Origin of the sequence: Isoptericola sp. AK164 (assembly GCF_029643425.1) — a bacterium.
Taxonomy (GTDB): Bacteria; Actinomycetota; Actinomycetes; order Actinomycetales; family Cellulomonadaceae; genus Isoptericola; species Isoptericola haloaureus.
The window spans coordinates 523,741-540,952 of the sequence record NZ_CP119106.1; the positions used below are offsets into that span (position 1 = coordinate 523,741).

The 17,212-nt window shown below is 72.3% G+C and carries 16 protein-coding genes; 7 read left to right on the plus strand and 9 right to left on the minus strand.

Annotated features, from left to right (window positions below):
• Positions 1-10: 10 nt before the first annotated feature.
• Positions 11-697: a peptide deformylase gene (gene def, locus PO879_RS02410; RefSeq protein WP_278236347.1), complete on the plus strand. Its 687-nt coding sequence runs from the start codon at positions 11-13 to the stop codon at positions 695-697.
• A gap of 3 nt (positions 698-700) precedes the next feature.
• Here def and PO879_RS02415 read toward each other — a convergent pair whose 3' ends face one another.
• Together PO879_RS02415 and PO879_RS02420 are read right to left on the minus strand one after the other, a co-directional pair.
• Complete coding sequence (locus PO879_RS02415; protein ID WP_278236348.1) at positions 701-1,489, minus strand: hypothetical protein; 789 nt, start codon at positions 1,487-1,489, stop codon at positions 701-703.
• Between the two features lie 82 nt (positions 1,490-1,571).
• Entirely contained in the window at positions 1,572-2,150 is a 579-nt protein-coding gene (locus PO879_RS02420; RefSeq protein ID WP_278236349.1) for an alpha/beta family hydrolase, read from the minus strand.
• A gap of 207 nt (positions 2,151-2,357) precedes the next feature.
• On the opposite strand from PO879_RS02420, the gene PO879_RS02425 reads away from it, so the two are divergent.
• Both PO879_RS02425 and PO879_RS02430 read left to right on the plus strand, forming a co-directional pair.
• Positions 2,358-3,404: a glycoside hydrolase family 43 protein gene (locus PO879_RS02425; RefSeq protein WP_278236350.1), complete on the plus strand. Its 1,047-nt coding sequence runs from the start codon at positions 2,358-2,360 to the stop codon at positions 3,402-3,404.
• Positions 3,401-4,738, plus strand: coding sequence for an oligosaccharide MFS transporter (locus PO879_RS02430; RefSeq protein WP_278236351.1), 1,338 nt, complete (start codon positions 3,401-3,403; stop codon positions 4,736-4,738). The genes PO879_RS02425 and PO879_RS02430 overlap by 4 nt, the downstream gene beginning before the upstream one ends.
• On the opposite strand, the gene PO879_RS02435 is transcribed toward PO879_RS02430, so the two are convergent.
• The gene (locus tag PO879_RS02435; protein ID WP_278236352.1) at positions 4,728-5,591 is read right to left on the minus strand and encodes a universal stress protein; all 864 of its coding nucleotides are present in this window, start codon (positions 5,589-5,591) and stop codon (positions 4,728-4,730) included. The genes PO879_RS02430 and PO879_RS02435 overlap by 11 nt on opposite strands.
• A gap of 79 nt (positions 5,592-5,670) precedes the next feature.
• Positions 5,671-6,333, minus strand: coding sequence for a hypothetical protein (locus PO879_RS02440; protein ID WP_278236353.1), 663 nt, complete (start codon positions 6,331-6,333; stop codon positions 5,671-5,673).
• Positions 6,334-6,537: 204 nt separating this feature from the next.
• On the opposite strand from PO879_RS02440, the gene PO879_RS02445 reads away from it, so the two are divergent.
• Complete coding sequence (locus tag PO879_RS02445) at positions 6,538-9,105, plus strand: ATP-dependent Clp protease ATP-binding subunit (protein WP_278236354.1); 2,568 nt, start codon at positions 6,538-6,540, stop codon at positions 9,103-9,105.
• Positions 9,106-9,347: 242 nt separating this feature from the next.
• Here PO879_RS02445 and PO879_RS02450 read toward each other — a convergent pair whose 3' ends face one another.
• The 4 genes from PO879_RS02450 to PO879_RS02465 form a co-directional block, all read right to left on the minus strand.
• Positions 9,348-10,412, minus strand: coding sequence for an FAD-dependent oxidoreductase (locus PO879_RS02450; protein ID WP_278236355.1), 1,065 nt, complete (start codon positions 10,410-10,412; stop codon positions 9,348-9,350).
• A 49-nt stretch (positions 10,413-10,461) separates the two neighbouring features.
• Positions 10,462-11,142, minus strand: coding sequence for an HAD hydrolase-like protein (locus PO879_RS02455; protein WP_278236356.1), 681 nt, complete (start codon positions 11,140-11,142; stop codon positions 10,462-10,464).
• Positions 11,143-11,169: 27 nt separating this feature from the next.
• Positions 11,170-12,171, minus strand: a complete 1,002-nt coding sequence (locus tag PO879_RS02460; protein WP_278236357.1) for an NAD-dependent epimerase/dehydratase family protein — start codon at positions 12,169-12,171, stop codon at positions 11,170-11,172.
• An 83-nt stretch (positions 12,172-12,254) separates the two neighbouring features.
• Positions 12,255-12,920: an IclR family transcriptional regulator gene (locus PO879_RS02465; protein WP_278236358.1), complete on the minus strand. Its 666-nt coding sequence runs from the start codon at positions 12,918-12,920 to the stop codon at positions 12,255-12,257.
• A 68-nt stretch (positions 12,921-12,988) separates the two neighbouring features.
• On the opposite strand from PO879_RS02465, the gene eda reads away from it, so the two are divergent.
• The 3 genes from eda to PO879_RS02480 all read left to right on the plus strand — a co-directional run bounded on the left by eda (position 12,989) and on the right by PO879_RS02480 (position 15,640).
• A complete protein-coding gene (gene eda / locus PO879_RS02470) occupies positions 12,989-13,642 on the plus strand; it encodes a bifunctional 4-hydroxy-2-oxoglutarate aldolase/2-dehydro-3-deoxy-phosphogluconate aldolase (protein ID WP_278236359.1) in 654 nt (217 codons plus the stop codon).
• 1 nt (position 13,643) lies between these two features.
• Positions 13,644-14,750: a sugar kinase gene (locus PO879_RS02475; RefSeq protein ID WP_278236360.1), complete on the plus strand. Its 1,107-nt coding sequence runs from the start codon at positions 13,644-13,646 to the stop codon at positions 14,748-14,750.
• A 215-nt stretch (positions 14,751-14,965) separates the two neighbouring features.
• Complete coding sequence (locus PO879_RS02480; RefSeq protein ID WP_278236361.1) at positions 14,966-15,640, plus strand: glycosyltransferase; 675 nt, start codon at positions 14,966-14,968, stop codon at positions 15,638-15,640.
• A gap of 40 nt (positions 15,641-15,680) precedes the next feature.
• Here PO879_RS02480 and uxaC read toward each other — a convergent pair whose 3' ends face one another.
• Positions 15,681-17,099, minus strand: coding sequence for a glucuronate isomerase (gene uxaC / locus PO879_RS02485; protein WP_278236362.1), 1,419 nt, complete (start codon positions 17,097-17,099; stop codon positions 15,681-15,683).
• Between the last annotated feature and the right edge of the window lie 113 nt (positions 17,100-17,212).

Below are 17,212 nucleotides of genomic sequence, written 5' to 3' on the forward strand. Positions count from 1 at the left end.
CTCTCGGGGCATGGTGTGGACCTTCGGGCGTCGGCGGCCGACGACCTATCTGCTCGGCGAGCCCGCCGACCCGTACCCGGCGCAGGTACCGGAGGCCCGTCGCGGTCGCGTGCTGCGGATCACCGAGATCGGCGAGCCGGTGCTGCACAGCCCGGCGCGGACGGTCGAGACGTTCTCGACCCCGGAGCTGGCCCGGCTGGTCGACGACCTGTTCGCCACGATGGAGGTGGCCCAGGGCGTCGGTCTCGCGGCACCTCAGGTGGGTGTCGACCTGCGCGTCTTCGTCTACGACCTGACCGACGACCGGGGCGATCGGCACGTGGGCCACGTGGTCAACCCCGAGCTGACGGTCGACGGCTCGGCCGAGCTGGTGACCGAGGACGAGGGCTGCCTGTCGGTCCCCGGCGCCTACGAGCCGCTCGCGCGCCGCGCCGCCGCGACCGTGCGCGGCGTCGACCAGCACGGGGGACCGGTGCAGCTCGAGGCCACGGGCTACCTGGCCCGGTGCTTCATCCACGAGAGCCAGCACCTCGACGGCGTCCTGTACTGGGACCACCTCTCGGGCGACCTCCAGCGCGACGCGTTGCGACAGCGGGACGAGGAGCGTCCGGGCATCCTGGACGAGCGGCGCGAGATCGCCGTCGAGCTGGGCAAGCGCCCGGCGGAGTACCCCGCCGAGCCCGCCGGGGGGCGCTGACCCTCAGTCGGTCAGGTGCCGGGCCCGCCAGGCCACGGCGCCGCCCACGGCTACGCCAACGGCGGCCAGGCCGAGCCCGATGGCGGCCCAGGCGTCCCCGTCCAGCAGGCGTTCCTGGGCGCTCCACAGGTCGCTGTCGCCGGGCTCACCGTCCTGGTCGGCCGCGCCCGCGGTCGGGTCGCCCAGGCCGGCGGCGGACGGCGAGGCGGTGGACGCCGTCGGGCTCGGTGACGCCGACGCTGACGGCGACGCCGAGCGGGACGGGCTCGGCGACGGCGTCGGTGAGGCGCTCGGAGACGGCGTCGGCGACGGGGTCGGGTCTTCCTCGGCCGGAGTCGGCTCCGCGGACGTCGGCGTGGGCTCGGGGGCCTCGGTCGGGGTCGGCGCACTCGGGGTGGAGGGTGCGGGGGCCGACGGCTGCGAGGTGCGGCGCTCACCTGTACACCGGGCGCCGCCGGAGTGCTCGTGCCACTCGCCCACCCCGGGCACCCGCACGTAGACGACGCAGTACCCGTCGGGCATGGTCGCGGACGCCTGGCTGAACGCGACGTCCCCGGCCCGGCCCATCGTCATCGGCTCGGTCAGCCACTCGTAGCGCCAGCCCTCCAGGCTCCGGATCGAGTAGCCGACGCGGTCCTCGTGGTCGCGCTGGTCGCGGTCGCGATAGCTGACCCCGTCGACGGTGACGGTGAGGTCGTCGTCGGCGGCCGCGGCGGTGACGGCGAGGCCGCCCGCGACACCGGCCAGCACGATGCTCGCGACGGCGCGAGAGACGAGGTGGACGGGACGCACGGGGACCTTCCGACGCTGGGGACCGGCTCGTGCCGGACGGCGAGCCACATCGTAGGCGAACCAGGGGGCCTCGGGGCAGTGGTCAGAGCGTGGCGACCCAGTCGGCGACGGTCCGGGCGACGTCGTCGACGGCCTTGACGTCGTGGGCGCCGGCCAGGGTCACCTGCGTGACGGGTCCCGGGATCGCCGCTGCCTGCTCGGCGAGCTCCTCGGGACGGCCGAACGGGTCCTTGTCCCCGGAGACGAACAGCACCGGGACGTCGAGGTGTCCGAAGTGGTCGACGCGCAGCGTCGAGGGCTTGCCGGGCGGGTGCAGCGGGTAGCTCAGCAGGACGAGCCCGGCGGCGGGCATTCCCTCGGCGACGGCCATCGAGCACATCCGTCCGCCGTAGGACCGCCCGCCGAGCAGCAGGCGGTCCGTCGTGACCCCGAGCCGGTCGGCGAAGGCCTCGGCCTCGGTGCGGACGTGCGGGACGGCGACGGACGGCCGGTCGGGGGCGCGCCGGCCCGCGATCCGGTACGGGAAGTCGACCCGGGTCACGGGCAGCGGCGGATCCAGGGCAGCCAGGTGGTCCTCGACGGCGCGCAGCGTCTGGTGCTCACGGTCGGCGCCGGCCCCGGGTGTCAGGAGCAGGCCGGCGGGGGTGGTCGTGGAGGACATGGTGACAGTGTGGCCCGGACCCTCGACGCCGCGCACGAGGGCGCCTCGGGCCGGTGACGTCCATCACCCGTCATGTCGCCGCTGGTCAGCGGTGCGCGTCTTGGCGGCACGGAGTTTCCAACGATGTATTACATCGTTTACCCTGATGTGGACGGGAGTCGACCAACGGACGGTCCGCCCCCGTGTCGCCACCCCCGAGGAGCACCGATGACGGACCACGCTCAGGTCGCGCCCAACCCGATCGTGTTGCAGCGCGCGGACCCCCACGTACTGCGCCACGACGGCCAGTACTACTTCACCGGCTCGTACCCGGCCTACGACCGGATCGTGCTGCGCCGCGCCGCGCGGCTGGAGGACCTGCAGGCGGCGGAGGAGGTGACGATCTGGACCAAGCACGCCACCGGTCCGCAGTCGCACCTCATCTGGGCGCCGGAGATCCACCGCGTCGACGACGCCTGGTACATCTACTACGCCGCCGCACCGGTCGGCCACGGCACGGTCGACGCCCCCAGCGAGAACGAGACCTTCAACCACCGGGTCTTCGTCCTCGAGTGCACGGCCGACGACCCGCTGACGGGGGAGTGGGTCGAGCGCGGCCAGGTCGACACCGGCTGGGAGTCGTTCGCGCTGGACGCCACGACGTTCGTCCTGCACGGGGAGCAGTACCTCGTGTGGGCCCAGGAGGACCTCGAGGTCTACGGGCACTCGAACCTCTACATCGCGCGGATGGCGAACCCCTGGACGCTCGCCACGCCGGCCGTCGAGCTCACCCGGCCCGAGCTCGACTGGGAGATCAAGGGCTTCTGGGTCAACGAGGGCCCGTCCGTCCTGATCCACGGCGGTCGCCTGTTCCTCACCTACTCCGGCTCCGCGACCGGCATCGACTACGCGATGGGTGTGCTCACCGCCGACGTCGACGCCGACCTGCTCGACCCGGCCTCGTGGACCAAGTCCACCGAGCCGGTCTTCGTCTCCGACCCGTCGGTCGGCCAGTACGGCCCGGGGCACAACTCGTTCACCGAGACGCCCGACGGCGAGACCGTGCTGGTCTACCACGCCCGTGACTACACCGAGATCGTCGGCGACCCGCTGTGGGACCCCAACCGGCACGCCCGGGCCCAGGTCCTGCCCTTCGACGCCGACGGCGACCCGATCTGGGGCACCCCGGTGCCCGACACCCGACCGACCCCCACGACGACCGAGGTGCTGCCGCCCTCCGGTCTGGCGCACGACCTGGAGGAGGCAGCGCTGTGAGCACCACGTCCACGACCGATCACGAGGGAGCCCGTGCCGCTTCCCCGAGCGCCGTCGCGTCGTTGAAGAAGCCCGCGTTCTGGAACATCGGCGGGCTGTTCTTCTTCTACTTCGCCATCTGGCAGCTCACGATGACGTTCCTCAGCCCGTGGCTGGAGGAGCACGCGGGCATGACCAGCGGGAACATCGGTCTGATCTACTCGGTGATGGCGGGTGTGTCCTTCTGCCTGCAGCCGTTCTACGGCTACATCCAGGACCGCCTCGGGTTCCGCAAGCACCTCTTCGCGTGGGTCGTGCTCTGCGCGGCGTTCATCGGACCGTTCTTCACGTTCGTCTTCCTGCCGATCGTCACCTTCAACCAGGTGCTCGCGGCCGTCGTCGCCGGTGTGTACCTCTCCCTGGTGCTGCAGGGCGGCGTCGGCGTCATCGAGGCGTTCAACGAGCGCACGGCCCGAGCGAACCGGTTCGAATACGGGCACGTGCGGCTGTTCGGCTCGCTGGCCGGCGCGACGGCCTCCCTCGTCGGCGGATTCATCTGGGCCGCCGACCCGGACAACGTCTGGTGGGCGGGCACCTTCTCGGCGATCGTGCTCGGTGTCCTGCTGTTCGTCGTGCGGACCCCGCGGCCGGGCGAGGCGGGCTATGCCGCCATCGCCGCCGACCAGGAGCCCTCCTCGGGCATGCCGCAGGTCGACTCCGGCACCGTCAAGCAGCTGCTGCGGAACCGGTCGTTCGTCGGCTTCATGGTCCTGATGTTCGGCACGGCCGCCCTGTACGACGTCTTCGACCAGCAGTTCGCCATCTACTTCAACCAGCACGTCACGGGGATCGCCGACCCGCAGGTGCTGTTCTCCCGCGTGGTGTTCGTGCAGATCCTGCTCGAGGCCGCCGTGATGGTTGTGATGCCGTTCGTCATCAACAAGATCGGGGCCCGCTGGGGGCTGATCCTGTTCGCCGCGGTGCTGGTGGTGCGGGTCGTCGGCTCGGCCTTCATCGTCTCGACCGAGATGCTCATCGTGTGGCGGCTGCTCGCCGCGATCGAGATGCCGCTGATGCTCGTCTCGGTGTGGAAGTACATCACCCGGATGTTCGACGTCAGCATCTCGGCCACCGCCTACATGGTGGGCTTCAACATGGCCAAGGCCGCCGGCGTGTTCATCTTCTCCTGGGTCTTCGGCCTGTCCTACGACGCCATCGGCTTCAGCGCGTCCTACATCGTCATGGGCGTCGTGGTCGTCACCGTCACGGTGATCGCGATGGTCCTCATGCGCGACGACCGGGGTCGCCCCGACCCCGGCAAGGACGACGTCGAGGCCGCCGAGGTCACCCGTTGAGGACCGTCACGGGGCTGCTCGAGTAGTCGAGCACCTGCCGGGCGGTCGAGCCCAGCATCAGGCGGTCGAAACCGCCGAGCCCGCGGGTGCCGACCACGATCCGGTCGGCACCCGCGGAGGCCTCGATGAGGACCTTCGCGGCCTGGCCGTGCACGACCCGCGGCCTGATCCGGTCGGGCGGCAGCGGAAGCTCGACCGACCGGATCACGTCCTCCAGGCGCTCCCGGGCGAAGTCCTCGTAGTCGTCGATCGGTGGCGCCCAGCCCCAGGAGCCCGGCAGCGGCGCGAGCGTCGTGATCTGCCAGGCGAACACCGGCTCCAGCACCGCGTCCAGACGGGCGGCGACCGTGCCGGCGTGACGCAGCGCCGCCACCGAGTGGCCGGACGTGTCGACCCCCGCCACCACCCGGGTCTCGTCGGACGGCTGCTCGGGACCGCTCTGGTCGCCGTCCTCCGGGCGGCGCACCACCGTCACCGGGATGCGCGCGTGCTCGACCACCGTGGTGGAGACCGAGCCGAGGAGCCGGCGCCCCAGCCGGTTCCGCCGTCGTCGGCCCAGGACGAGCATGTCCGCGTCGTCGGCCGCGGCCATCACACCCTCCGGTGCGGGGCCGTGCACCACGGTGATCTCCGCGTCCAGGTCGCCGCCGTGGCGCTCCCGTGCGCGGTCCACGATCTCCTCGGCCTCCGCGCGGCGTGCAGCGAGCACCTCGCCGAGCGCGGAGTCGTCCCGCTCGTGGGCGGCCATCACGACGACGAGCGGCAGGCCGGCCGTCCGTGCCTCTGCGACCGCCCAGTCCAGCGCCTCGTCCGCCTCGACCGAACCGTTGACCCCGACCACGATGCCGTCCATGGATCCACCGTAGAACGGTCACCGTGACCAGGCACGACGACGCGTCCCGGCGCCACGTCGTGCGGGCGGCGGCGGAGGGTCAGCGGCGCTCGGGCGGCTGCAGCAGCGACCGGATCGGGCGCGTGAGCACCGTGATCCGGTCCACGAGGTCGGCCGGACCCGTCACGACGAGGCCGCGTCCGGGCGTCGCCACGTGCACGGCCACCACGTCGCGCACCTGCACCCAGGTCGCGGCCGTCGACCGGCCGTCGACGGCGTAGGGCGCGCGACGCAGGTCGACCTCGTCGACCTCGGTGACGATCGCCCGCATCGCGCTGCGGTAGTCCGCGAAGTCGTCGGCGAAGTCCCGGCCCGGCCGGGGGGCCGGTTCCGCGTCCGGCTCGACCGGTGCCGCGATGTCGGCGTGCAGCGGCGCGGCGAGAGCCCCGCTGGCCGCGGCCCGGACGACGTCCTCCACCGCGTCCTCGGACACCGGCGTGCGGAGCGTCTCCACCTCCAGCGACTCCCCGGCGACGGTGCGGTAGGAGCGGACGAACCGGTCCGACGTCGGGTCGGCGTCGTCCTCGCACCCGGTCAGGGCCTCGTCCTCGAGGTCGAGGCCCCAGGTCAGCGGGTCGTCGACCTCCCCGACGCGGCCGGAGAACCGCGCCATCCGCGGATCGACCTCCCCGGCCTGCTCCTCCGCCGGCGCAGCATCCCGGCCGGTGTCCTCGTGCCCTGCGTCCCGTCCGACGTCGTCCATGTGGACCTCCCGGTGCGTGTGGCCGCTTGCCCTTACCTTTCCCCCGCCGGCCGGAGTCGGCAACGGGCCACGCCGTCACGCCCCTGGCGAACACGGGCATTCGGAGGCCCTCGGTCGAGTTGGGAGCGAATAGAGTCGTAGCGGTCAGGCTGTCGCCGTCACACCGACGGGGTGCAGGAATGCCGCCCGCATGAGGAGCAGCACATGTTCGAGAGATTCACGGACCGAGCCCGTCGGGTCGTCGTCCTCGCTCAAGAAGAAGCGCGGATGCTCAACCACAACTACATCGGGACCGAGCACATCCTCCTCGGCCTCATCCACGAGGGTGAGGGCGTGGCGGCCAAGGCGCTCGAGTCCCTGGGCATCTCCCTGGACGGTGTCCGCGCGCAGGTCACCGAGATCATCGGCGAGGGCCAGCAGGCCCCGAGCGGGCACATCCCGTTCACGCCGCGCGCCAAGAAGGTGCTGGAGCTGTCGCTGCGCGAGGCGCTGCAGCTCGGCCACAACTACATCGGCACCGAGCACATCCTCCTCGGCCTCATCCGCGAGGGCGAGGGCGTGGCTGCCCAGGTGCTGACCAAGATGGGCGCCGACCTGAACAAGGTGCGCCAGCAGGTCATCCAGCTCCTGTCCGGCTACCAGGGCAAGGAGCCGGTCGCCGCGGGCAGCCCCCAGGAGGGCCAGCCGTCGGGTTCCGCCGTGCTGGACCAGTTCGGCCGCAACCTGACCCAGGCGGCCCGCGAGGGCAAGCTCGACCCGGTCATCGGCCGGACGCAGGAGATCGAGCGCGTCATGCAGGTGCTGAGCCGCCGCACCAAGAACAACCCGGTCCTCATCGGCGAGCCCGGCGTCGGCAAGACGGCCGTCGTCGAGGGCCTCGCGGCGGACATCGTGCGCGGCGACGTGCCCGAGACGCTGAAGGACAAGCAGCTCTACACGCTCGACCTCGGCGCGCTCGTCGCCGGGTCGCGCTACCGCGGTGACTTCGAGGAGCGCCTCAAGAAGGTGCTCAAGGAGATCCGCACCCGCGGCGACATCATCCTGTTCATCGACGAGATCCACACCCTCGTCGGGGCGGGTGCCGCCGAGGGCGCGATCGACGCGGCCAGCATCCTCAAGCCGATGCTGGCCCGCGGCGAGCTGCAGACCATCGGTGCCACCACGCTCGACGAGTACCGCAAGCACGTCGAGAAGGACCCGGCCCTGGAGCGTCGCTTCCAGCCGATCCAGGTCAACGAGCCCTCGATGGAGCACGCCATCGAGATCCTCAAGGGCCTGCGCGACCGGTACGAGGCGCACCACCGCGTGTCCATCACGGACTCCGCGCTGGTCTCCGCGGCCCAGCTCGCCGACCGGTACATCAACGACCGCTACCTGCCGGACAAGGCGATCGACCTCATCGACGAGGCGGGCGCGCGCCTGCGCATCCGCCGCATGACGGCCCCGCCGGAGCTCAAGGAGCTCGACGAGGAGATCGCCGAGGCGCGCCGCGAGAAGGAGTCGGCGATCGACGAGCAGGACTTCGAGAAGGCCGCGGGCCTGCGTGACACCGAGAAGCAGCTCACGCAGAAGCGCGCCGAGAAGGAGAAGGCCTGGAAGTCGGGCGACCTCGACACGGTCGCGGAGGTCGACGACGAGCTGATCGCCGAGGTGCTGGCGATGTCCACCGGTATCCCGGTGGTCAAGCTGACAGAGGAGGAGTCCTCCAAGCTCCTGCACATGGAGGACGAGCTGCACAAGCGCGTCGTCGGTCAGGACGCGGCGATCAAGGCGCTGTCGCAGGCCATCCGTCGCACCCGCGCCGGCCTGAAGGACCCGAAGCGTCCCGGTGGCTCGTTCATCTTCGCCGGCCCCACCGGCGTCGGGAAGACCGAGCTGGCCAAGGCGCTCGCCGAGTTCCTCTTCGGCGACGAGGACGCGCTCATCCAGCTCGACATGTCCGAGTTCTCGGAGAAGCACACGGTCTCGCGGCTGTTCGGCTCGCCCCCCGGCTACGTCGGCTACGACGAGGGCGGCCAGCTCACCGAGAAGGTGCGCCGTCGTCCGTTCTCCGTCGTGCTGTTCGACGAGGTGGAGAAGGCGCACGCCGACATCTTCAACTCGCTGCTGCAGGTGCTCGAGGACGGTCGTCTCACCGACTCCCAGGGTCGCGTGGTCGACTTCAAGAACACCGTCATCATCATGACGACAAACCTCGGTACCCGGGACATCGCCAAGGGCGTCCAGACCGGCTTCAACGCCGGCGGCGACCTGGTGACGTCGTACGAGCGGATGAAGGCCAAGGTCAACGAGGAGCTCAAGCAGCACTTCCGGCCCGAGTTCCTCAACCGTGTCGACGACATGATCGTCTTCCCGCAGCTGTCCGAGCAGGAGATCATCGAGATCGTCGACCTCGAGATCGCCAAGCTGGACCGCCGGCTGCGCGACAAGGACATGGCGATCGAGCTCACGCAGGCCGCCAAGAAGCTGCTCGCCGAGAAGGGCTACGACCCGGTCCTCGGTGCGCGGCCGCTCAAGCGGGCCATCCAGCGGGAGATCGAGGACGCGCTGTCCGAGAAGATCCTGTTCGGCGACCTCAAGCAGGGCGAGATGGTCGTCGTCGACGGCGAGGGCGAGGGCATCCTCGGGGAGTTCACCTTCCGCGGGGTCCCCAAGTCCGAGCACGACCGTGGCCCGGTTGCCGTCGGTGCCGCGGCGGCGCTGGAGTCGCCGTCCGGCGTCTCGGTCAAGGACCTGCCGCCCACCGGCCAGATGCAGGCCGGCGCGGAGTGATTCCCCGCGTGACGCGCTGACCGCGTGAGCGGCACCGCCTGACACCGAAGGCCCCGGAACCCCGCGAGGGTTCCGGGGCCTTCGTCGTGCCCGCGTCCGTACCCGGGCGCCCGGACCCCAGGACGCCAGGACCGGTCGCCGAGGTAGGCAACCTTCCGCCGAGGTAGGCAACCTTCCGCCGAGGTAGGCAACCTTCCGCCGAGGTAGGCAACCTTCCGGCCAGGTAGGCCGGGCCCTCGGGCTCACGTGCCCCGATCGATCTGCGCGGCGACCTTCGCCGCATCGCGCCCGACGCCGTACAGGAACCCGGAGCCGTAGGCCGACTGGAAGGGCAGGCCGACGAAGAACAGACCCGGACTCCCGGTGGCGGCGCCGTCGACCTGCTCCGGCCACCCCGCCGCATCGATGCGGAGTGGCTCGACCCAGGTGTAGTCGTGCCGGTACCCGGTGCACCAGATGACGTTGGCCACGTCCAGGGCCCGGCCCGACGCCGTCATCGGCAGCCCGTCCTGCACCCCCACGACACGGTCATCGGTCCACTCGAGACGGTCGTCGGGTACCTCCCGGATCGATCGGAGCAGCTCGACCGGCAGCGGCTGGCCGTGGTCGCGCTCCGCCGCCCGGTACCGCCGCCCCAGCGGACTCCGCATGCTGAGCAGACGATTGCCGATGAACGGGATGAGCGGTGTCAGGGGACCGTTGCTGCGGAAGGGCATGTGGCCGGTGACCCTCCCGCACAGCGTGGTCGGGTGGGTCCGGGAGGCCTCGACGGCGATGTCCCCGCCGGACACCGCCGCGCCCACCACCAGGACCGGTCCGGCGGACAGCTGGCTCGGGCGCTGATACTCCGCGGAGTGCAGCTGGACGATGTCGTCGCCGAGCTCGGACGCGAACGACGGCACCCGGGGGTGCCGGGCCTTGCCCGTCGCGACGACGACGTGATCCGCGTGGATCGGCCCGTCCGGCGTGTCGGCGCGGAACCCGCCGTCGTGGCGGACGACGCGCTCGACGGTCACGCCGGTGCGCACCGCCAGCCCGTGCCGCGCGGCATAGGTGGCCAGGTAGTCGGCCACCTCGTCCTTGGTGGGTACGGACTTCCGGTCGCCGGGGAACGGCGAGCCCGGCAGCCCGATGATGCCCCGCGGGGTGAAGAGCCGCAGCGAGTCGTAGTGACGACGCCAGGTGTCGCCGACGCGGTCGGACCCGTCGACGACGAGAGCCTCGCGCCCCCGAGCCTGGAGATGGTACGCCGTGGACAGTCCGGCCTGACCTGCACCGATGATCAGCGTCTCCGGGCGTTCGGTCATGGATGCACTCCCGTCGTCCTGCGACGAGTCTCCGACGGAAGCGGTGGGCTCACAAGGCGGGGCTGAGGAGGTCACGGACCGCGGGAGCCAGTGCGGGGACCTCGTCGACGACGGCGACCGCGCCGGCGGCCTCGAGCTCGCCGGGCGCGGCGTAGCCCCACGACACCCCGAGGCAGTCGATGCCGTGGACGGTCGCGCCGTGCACGTCGTGCTCGCGGTCGCCGACCATGAGGACCGGGCCCTCGGCCGGGTCGACGGGGGAGCGGCGCCCCTGCGCGGCCAGTGCCGCCGCGATCACGTCCGCCTTGGTGGAGGTGCCCTCGTCCAGCGGGGCGCCGTGGACGCCGTCGACCAGGTCGCTGATCCCGAACCGGTCGCAGATCGGCTTCGCGTAGACCTCCGGCTTGCTGGTCGCCACGAGCAGCGTGCACCCGGCGTCCCGCAGCGCGCGCAGCACGTCCGGGACGCCGTCGAACACCGCGTTGTCGAACATGCCGCCGGCGGTGAACGCCTCCCGGTAGGCCGCCACGGCCTCGGCGGTGCGCTCGGGCGGGACCCCGTGGTCGGGGAAGGAGTCCGTGATCGGCGGGCCGACGAACGTGCGCAGCGTGGCGTCGTCGGGCACGGGGATCCCGAGCGCGCGGTAGGCGTGGGCGACCGAGGACGTGATGCCGGGGGCGGAGTCCATGAGGGTGCCGTCGAGGTCGAGCAGGACGAGGGGCTGGGTCACCCCGTGAGCCTACGGGTCGGTCCGACGTCAGATCGCCCCGGCGTGCGCCACCAGCCGGTCGAACCCCGCGTCCAGCACGGGGTCGGTCTCCCGCGCGGCGGCGTGCGCGTCGCACCAGGCGATCTGCTCGTGCGCGGCGTCGTCGTAGGTGATCGTCGTGGCGAACTCGGGCACGAGCGCCTGCAGCTTGGCGCAGTCGAAGACCATCGAGTGGGCCTTGTCGCCGAGCAGGCCGGGCCCGAGGTCGGGCAGCACGTGGGCGATCGTCTCGGAGGCGACGTGCACGATCTCGGGGTCGGGCACCCCGGCCGCGGCGGCGAGCCACGTGTAGATCTGGTTCCAGGTGGGTGCGTGCGTCCCCATGATCTGGAAGGTGTCGCCGATCGCGTGCGGGTGGCCGAGCAGGCCGACGAACCCGACGGCGAAGTCCTCGGTGTGGGTGAGCGTCCACAGGCTGGTGCCGTCCCCGGGGACGACGACGGGACGTCCGTCGCGCATCCGTGCCACGTCGGTCCAGGCGCCGAGGGTCGGCAGCAGCGTGCGGTCGTAGGTGTGGCTGGGCCGCACGATCGTGGCGGGGAAGGCGTTCTCGCGGTACGCGCGCACGAGCAGGTCCTCGCCGGCGATCTTGTCGCGCGAGTAGGCCCAGTACGGGTTCCGCAGCGGGGTCGACTCGGTGACGGGCAGCCGGGAGGGGGGCGTCTGGTAGGCGGAGGCGCTCGAGACGAACACGTACTGGCCGGTGCGGCCGGTGAAGCGGGCGATGTCGCGGGCGACGTGGTCCGGGGAGAACGCCCGGAACTGGGCGACGACGTCGAAGTCGCGGCCGTCCAGCACGGCGTCCACGGCGGCGTCGTCGGTGACGTCCGCGGCGAGCTGCTCGACGTCGGCCGGCAGTTCACGATGCGTGGAGCGGCCCCGGTTGAGCACGGTCACGCGGTGCCCCCGGGCGACCGCCCGGCGCACGGAGGCGGCACTGATGATGCCGGAGCCGCCGAGGAAGAGGATGTCGAGCGGGTTGCGGGTCATACGGCTCATGCTGCCCGACGGCGGTGGGCCCCGCCGGGCGGCCGACGATGCGGACGGTCAGGGACCGGCTGCGGACGGCCGACTCAGCGTGACGCCGGTCCGGAGACGGTCAGGCCGGGCGGCAGGTGCTGCGGCAGGACCTCGGTGAGCGCACGGATCCGGCGGTCGCGGGACGGGCCGGTCATCCGCTCGACCGGGGCGGTGATCGACACCGCGGCGACGGGCCGGTCGCCGCGCAGCACCGCGACGGCGGCGCACGCGATCCCCGGCTCGGTCTCCTCGGTCTCGGTGGCGACACCCGCGGAGGGGGCGGCGAGGGCCCGGCCCAGCGCCGTGGTCTCCGCGGGCCGGCGCCGTCCGACGGCGGACCACACCCGGACGGCACGCTGCGGCTCGACCTTGTCGAGGTAGACCACCTCCTGGCCGGCGAGCACGCCGAGGTGCACGAGCTCGTCGACCTCGTCGCGCAGCGCCTCGAGCGCGGGACGCAGCAGCGCGGGCAGGTTCTCCTCGGCGAGGTAGCTGCTGCTCAGGGCGAGCACGGCCGGCCCGAGGCGGTAGCCGCCGTCGTCGGACTGCTCAGCGTACCCCCGGTGCCGCAGCGCGGACAGCGTGCGGTGCAGGGTCGACTTGTTCACGCCGACGTCGGTGGCGAGCCGGGCGAGCGTGGTGCCGGCCGCGCCGGCGCGGCCGAGGGCGTCGAGGGTGAGCAGCGCCTTGTCGACGCTGCCGAGGGGGCTGGGTTCCATCGAGACCGTCCGGTAGAGTGCGTTTCGTAGTGAACAACTGACGTTCACCATAGCGAAACGGAGTGAGAATGTCAGTCGATGACGACACCGTGCTGAAGACCCTCGCCGCGCACCGGCTCGTCCCCGTGGTCGTGGTCGACGGCGCCCACCAGGGCCTCGCCCTCGCCGACGCGCTCGTCGCCGGCGGCCTCCCGGTCGCCGAGATCACCCTGCGTACCGCCGGCGGCCTCGACGCCGTCCGTGCCGTCGCCCAGCAGCGCCCCGACGTCGTCGTCGGCGCCGGGACCGTGACCACCGCCGACCAGGTCGACGCCGTCGTCGACGCCGGGGCCCGCTACATCGTCTCGCCGGGCCTGTCCGAGGCCGTCGTGCGCCGCGCGCAGCACCACGGCGTGCCCGTGCTGCCCGGCGTGGCCACCGCGACGGAGATCATGACCGCCCTCGACCTCGGGGTCTCGACGGTCAAGCTGTTCCCCGCCTCCGTCGTCGGCGGCCCGGCCGCGCTCAAGGCGCTCGCCGCCCCGTTCGGCGACCTGCGGTTCGTGCCCACCGGCGGCGTGAGCGCCGAGAACCTGCCCGACTACCTGGCCCTGCCGCCCGTGCTCGCCGTCGGCGGCTCCTGGATGGTCGCCAAGTCCCTCGTGGACGCCGGCGCGTGGGACGAGATCACCCGCCGCACCGCCGACGCCGTGGCGCTGGCCGCACCGACGAAGGAGAGCTGAGATGACCAACCCGTCCATCACCACCCGCCCCGCCGCCGAGTGCCGCTACGACGTCGTCGCGCTGGGCGAGGTCATGCTGCGCCTCGACCCGGGCGAGCGGCGCGTGCGCACCACCCGGAGCTTCGACGTCTGGGAGGGCGGCGGCGAGTACAACGTCGCGCGCGGTCTGCGCCGGTGCTTCGGCCTGCGCGGCGCGATCGTCACGGCGCTCGCGGACAACGAGGTCGGTCGACTCGTCGAGGACTGCATGCTCACCGGCGGCCTGGACACCTCCTGGGTGCAGTGGCGCGACTTCGACGGCATCGGCCGCGAGGTCCGCAACGGGCTGAACTTCACCGAGCGCGGGTTCGGCGTGCGCGGGGCGATCGGCACCAGCGACCGCGGGCACACCGCCACCTCGCAGATGCGGCCCGACGACGTCGACTGGGACGCGCTGTTCGGCTCCGGCGTGCGCTGGCTGCACACGGGCGGCATCTTTGCGGCGCTGTCGGAGTCCACCGCTGAGGTCGCCGAGGCCGCGATGGCCGCCGCCCGCCGGCACGGCACGATCGTGTCCTACGACCTGAACTACCGGCCCTCCCTGTGGAAGGGCATCGGCGGGGTCGAGCGGGCCCGCGAGGTGAACCGGCGCCTGGCCGAGCACGTCGACGTGATGATCGGCAACGAGGAGGACTTCACCGCGTCGCTCGGCTTCGAGGTCGAGGGCGTCGACGAGGACCTCACCGACCTGGACACGGGCGCCTTCCGGGCCATGATCAAGACCGCCGCGGCCGAGTACCCGAACTTCCAGGCGATCGCCACGACCCTGCGCGGCGTGAAGTCCGCGTCCGTCAACGACTGGGGCGCGATCGCGTGGTCGCGTGCCGAGGGCTTCGCGGAGGCGACCCACCGGTCCGACCTGGAGATCCTGGACCGCGTCGGCGGAGGGGACTCGTTCGCCTCGGGCCTGGCCTACGGCCTGATGGAGCTGGGTTCCCTGGCCGAGGCCGTCGAGTACGGGGCCGCGCACGGGGCGCTGGCCATGACGACCCCGGGCGACACGACGACGGCGACCCTCGCCGAGGTCGCCAAGCTCGCCTCGGGCGGCAGCGCGCGCGTCCAGCGCTGAGCACCGGTCCGCCCGCCCCGCCCGCGAGGTAGGCAACCCTCCGCCGAGGTAGGCAACTTTCCCGCGAGGTAGGCACGGGTTCCTCGCCTACCTCGGCCCAGAGTTGCCTACCTCGGCGGAGAGATTGCCTACCTCGGCGGAAGGTCGCCGCCCGGACGCACCGACGCACGGACGCACCGGCGCACGGACGGACGTCGCCTCGGTAGCGTGGGCCCGTGACCTCATCGGACCGCCCCGTGACCCCGGACGCGACACCGACCGCCCTGCGGCTCCTGGTCGTCGGGATCCTGTTCGCGCTCGCCGTGTCGCCCAGCGTGCTGCTGGTCGGCTTCCTGGGGTCCGGGGCCGCGGCGGCGGCCCTGGCCGCGCTCGGGCTGCTCTTCGTCGGCCCGGCGTTCTCGGCGGCGCTTTTCGCCCTCGGCGACAAGGCGCAGGACGACGGGCTCGGGCCGGCGGCGGCCTTCGGGCGGGGCTACCGGCTCAACGTGGTCGACGCGCTCACCCTCTGGGTGCCGACCGTCCTGGCGCTCGCGGTGCTGGCCTTCACGGTCGTCGACGCGGCCGGCACGGCGCCCGCCTGGGCGGTCGGTGTCGCGATCGGCATCGGCGTGCTCGTCCTGCTGTGGCTCGTGCAGAGCACGGTGATCGCGTCCTTCTTCGCCTTCCGGGCCCGGGACACCGCCCGGCTCGGCCTGTACTTCCTCGGGCGGCTGCCGCGCTCGACCCTCGTCGTCCTCGTCCTGATCGTGCTCGCGGCCGCCGTCGGGTGGCTGATGTCCCCGGCGCTGCTCGCGCTGCTCGGCGTGCTGTGGGTCGCCGGCGTGCTGCGCGCGGACCGTCCCGTGCTCGCCGAGACCCGGCAGCGCTTCGTGCGGGGCGACCCGGCCTGAGGCCCGGCGGCACGTCGACGACGCACCGCCGGGCGACCGCTCACGGCTGCGGGTACGAGGCCAGGGCCGAGCGGTAGGCCAGGTCCCCGGCGACCTCGACGGCCTCGTCCTGCTCGAGACGGTGCTCGGCCACCAGCCGGGCGAGGTAGCCCGCGTCGACGCGGCGGGCCAGGTCGTGCCGGGCGGGGATGGAGCAGAACGCCCGGGTGTCGTCGACGAACCCGCTGAGGTTGCTGAAGCCGGCGGTCTCGGTCGCGGCCTCGCGGAACCGTCGCATCGCGTCGGGGGCGTCGAGGAACCACCACGGGGCACCGAGCTTCATCGCTGGGTACACCCCGGCCAGCGGGGCCAGCTCGCGGGAGTAGACGTCCTCGTCCACGGTGAACACGATGAACCGGAAGCCGGGGTGGTGGCCGAACGCGTCCAGCAGCGGCTGCAGCGAACGGGTGAACTCGGTGACCGCCGGGATGTCGTAGCCCTTGTCCGGTCCGAACGCCGCGAACGGCGCGCTGGCATGGTTGCGCAGCACGCCCGGGTGGAGCTGCATGACCAGGCCGTCCTCGCAGGACATGCGGGCCATCTCGAACAGCATGTGCCCGCTGAACGCCCGGGCCTCGTCCGCCGTGACCTCGCCGGCCAGCGCGGCCGCGAAGATCCGGCGCGCCTCGCCGTCGTCCAGCGGGGTGGTGTCGGCCCACAGGTGGCCGTGGTCGGTGGCGCGGGCCCCGGCCTCGACGAACCGGCGACGCTGGACGCGCAGCGCCTCGAGGTAGGCGTCGTACCCGTCGACCTCGACGTCGGCGGCCCGGGCGAGCAGGTCGATCTCGTCGCGCCAGGCCTCCCGGTCGACGTGCAGCAGCGGGTCGGGACGGAAGGTGGGCAGCACGCGGTCGCCGAAGCCGTCCTTGGCGAGCCGGGCGTGGTCCTCCAGCGAGGCCCAGGCCGGGTCGGTAGTCGCGATGACCTCGATGTCGAAGGTGTCGAGCAGTGCGCGGGGCCGGAACTCCGGGGACTCGAGGCGGGCGGCGACCTGGTCGTAGATCGCGTCGGCGGTCTCGGCCGACGGGCGCTGCGTGACGCCGAAGATCTCGACGAACGCGTGCTCGAGCCAGTAGCGCGTCGGCGTGCCGCGGAAGTGCTTCCATCCGGCGCAGAACCGCCGCCAGATCTCTCGTGGGTCCTGCTCGACCTCCTCGGTACCCGTGGAGCCCACGCCGAGGCGGGGCAGGGTCTCGCCCTGGGAGACGAGCATGCGGGTCAGGTAGTGGTCGGGGACCACGAACAGCTGGGCCGGGTCGCCGAACGGCGTGTCGTCCGCGAACCACTCCACCGGCACGTGGCCGTGCATCGACACGATCGGCAGCGACCGGGTCGAGGCGTAGATCTCCCGGGCGATCTCCCGCGTCGTCGGGTCCGCGGGCAGGGCCCGGTCGGGGTGCAGGGTCCACGGCTCACTCATGTCCGCCTCCTCGTCGAGATGATGACAACGTTTGCATCCTACGCGCTGCCGAGATCGTCCTGCCAGTGAGCAAGCGTTACGATGATGCTGAAGATCCGGATGCAAACGTTCGC

Coding starts and splice junctions, on each gene's coding strand:
- PO879_RS02475 (WP_278236360.1), top strand. CDS start 13,644: ATGACCAACCCGTCCATCACCACCCGCCCCGCCGCCGAGTGCCGCTAC.
- def (WP_278236347.1), top strand. CDS start 11: ATGGTGTGGACCTTCGGGCGTCGGCGGCCGACGACCTATCTGCTCGGC.
- PO879_RS02460 (WP_278236357.1), bottom strand. CDS start 12,171: ATGACCCGCAACCCGCTCGACATCCTCTTCCTCGGCGGCTCCGGCATC.
- PO879_RS02435 (WP_278236352.1), bottom strand. CDS start 5,591: ATGGACGGCATCGTGGTCGGGGTCAACGGTTCGGTCGAGGCGGACGAG.
- PO879_RS02420 (WP_278236349.1), bottom strand. CDS start 2,150: ATGTCCTCCACGACCACCCCCGCCGGCCTGCTCCTGACACCCGGGGCC.
- PO879_RS02425 (WP_278236350.1), top strand. CDS start 2,358: ATGACGGACCACGCTCAGGTCGCGCCCAACCCGATCGTGTTGCAGCGC.
- PO879_RS02445 (WP_278236354.1), top strand. CDS start 6,538: ATGTTCGAGAGATTCACGGACCGAGCCCGTCGGGTCGTCGTCCTCGCT.
- PO879_RS02440 (WP_278236353.1), bottom strand. CDS start 6,333: ATGGACGACGTCGGACGGGACGCAGGGCACGAGGACACCGGCCGGGAT.
- uxaC (WP_278236362.1), bottom strand. CDS start 17,099: ATGAGTGAGCCGTGGACCCTGCACCCCGACCGGGCCCTGCCCGCGGAC.
- PO879_RS02465 (WP_278236358.1), bottom strand. CDS start 12,920: ATGGAACCCAGCCCCCTCGGCAGCGTCGACAAGGCGCTGCTCACCCTC.
- eda (WP_278236359.1), top strand. CDS start 12,989: ATGTCAGTCGATGACGACACCGTGCTGAAGACCCTCGCCGCGCACCGG.
- PO879_RS02450 (WP_278236355.1), bottom strand. CDS start 10,412: ATGACCGAACGCCCGGAGACGCTGATCATCGGTGCAGGTCAGGCCGGA.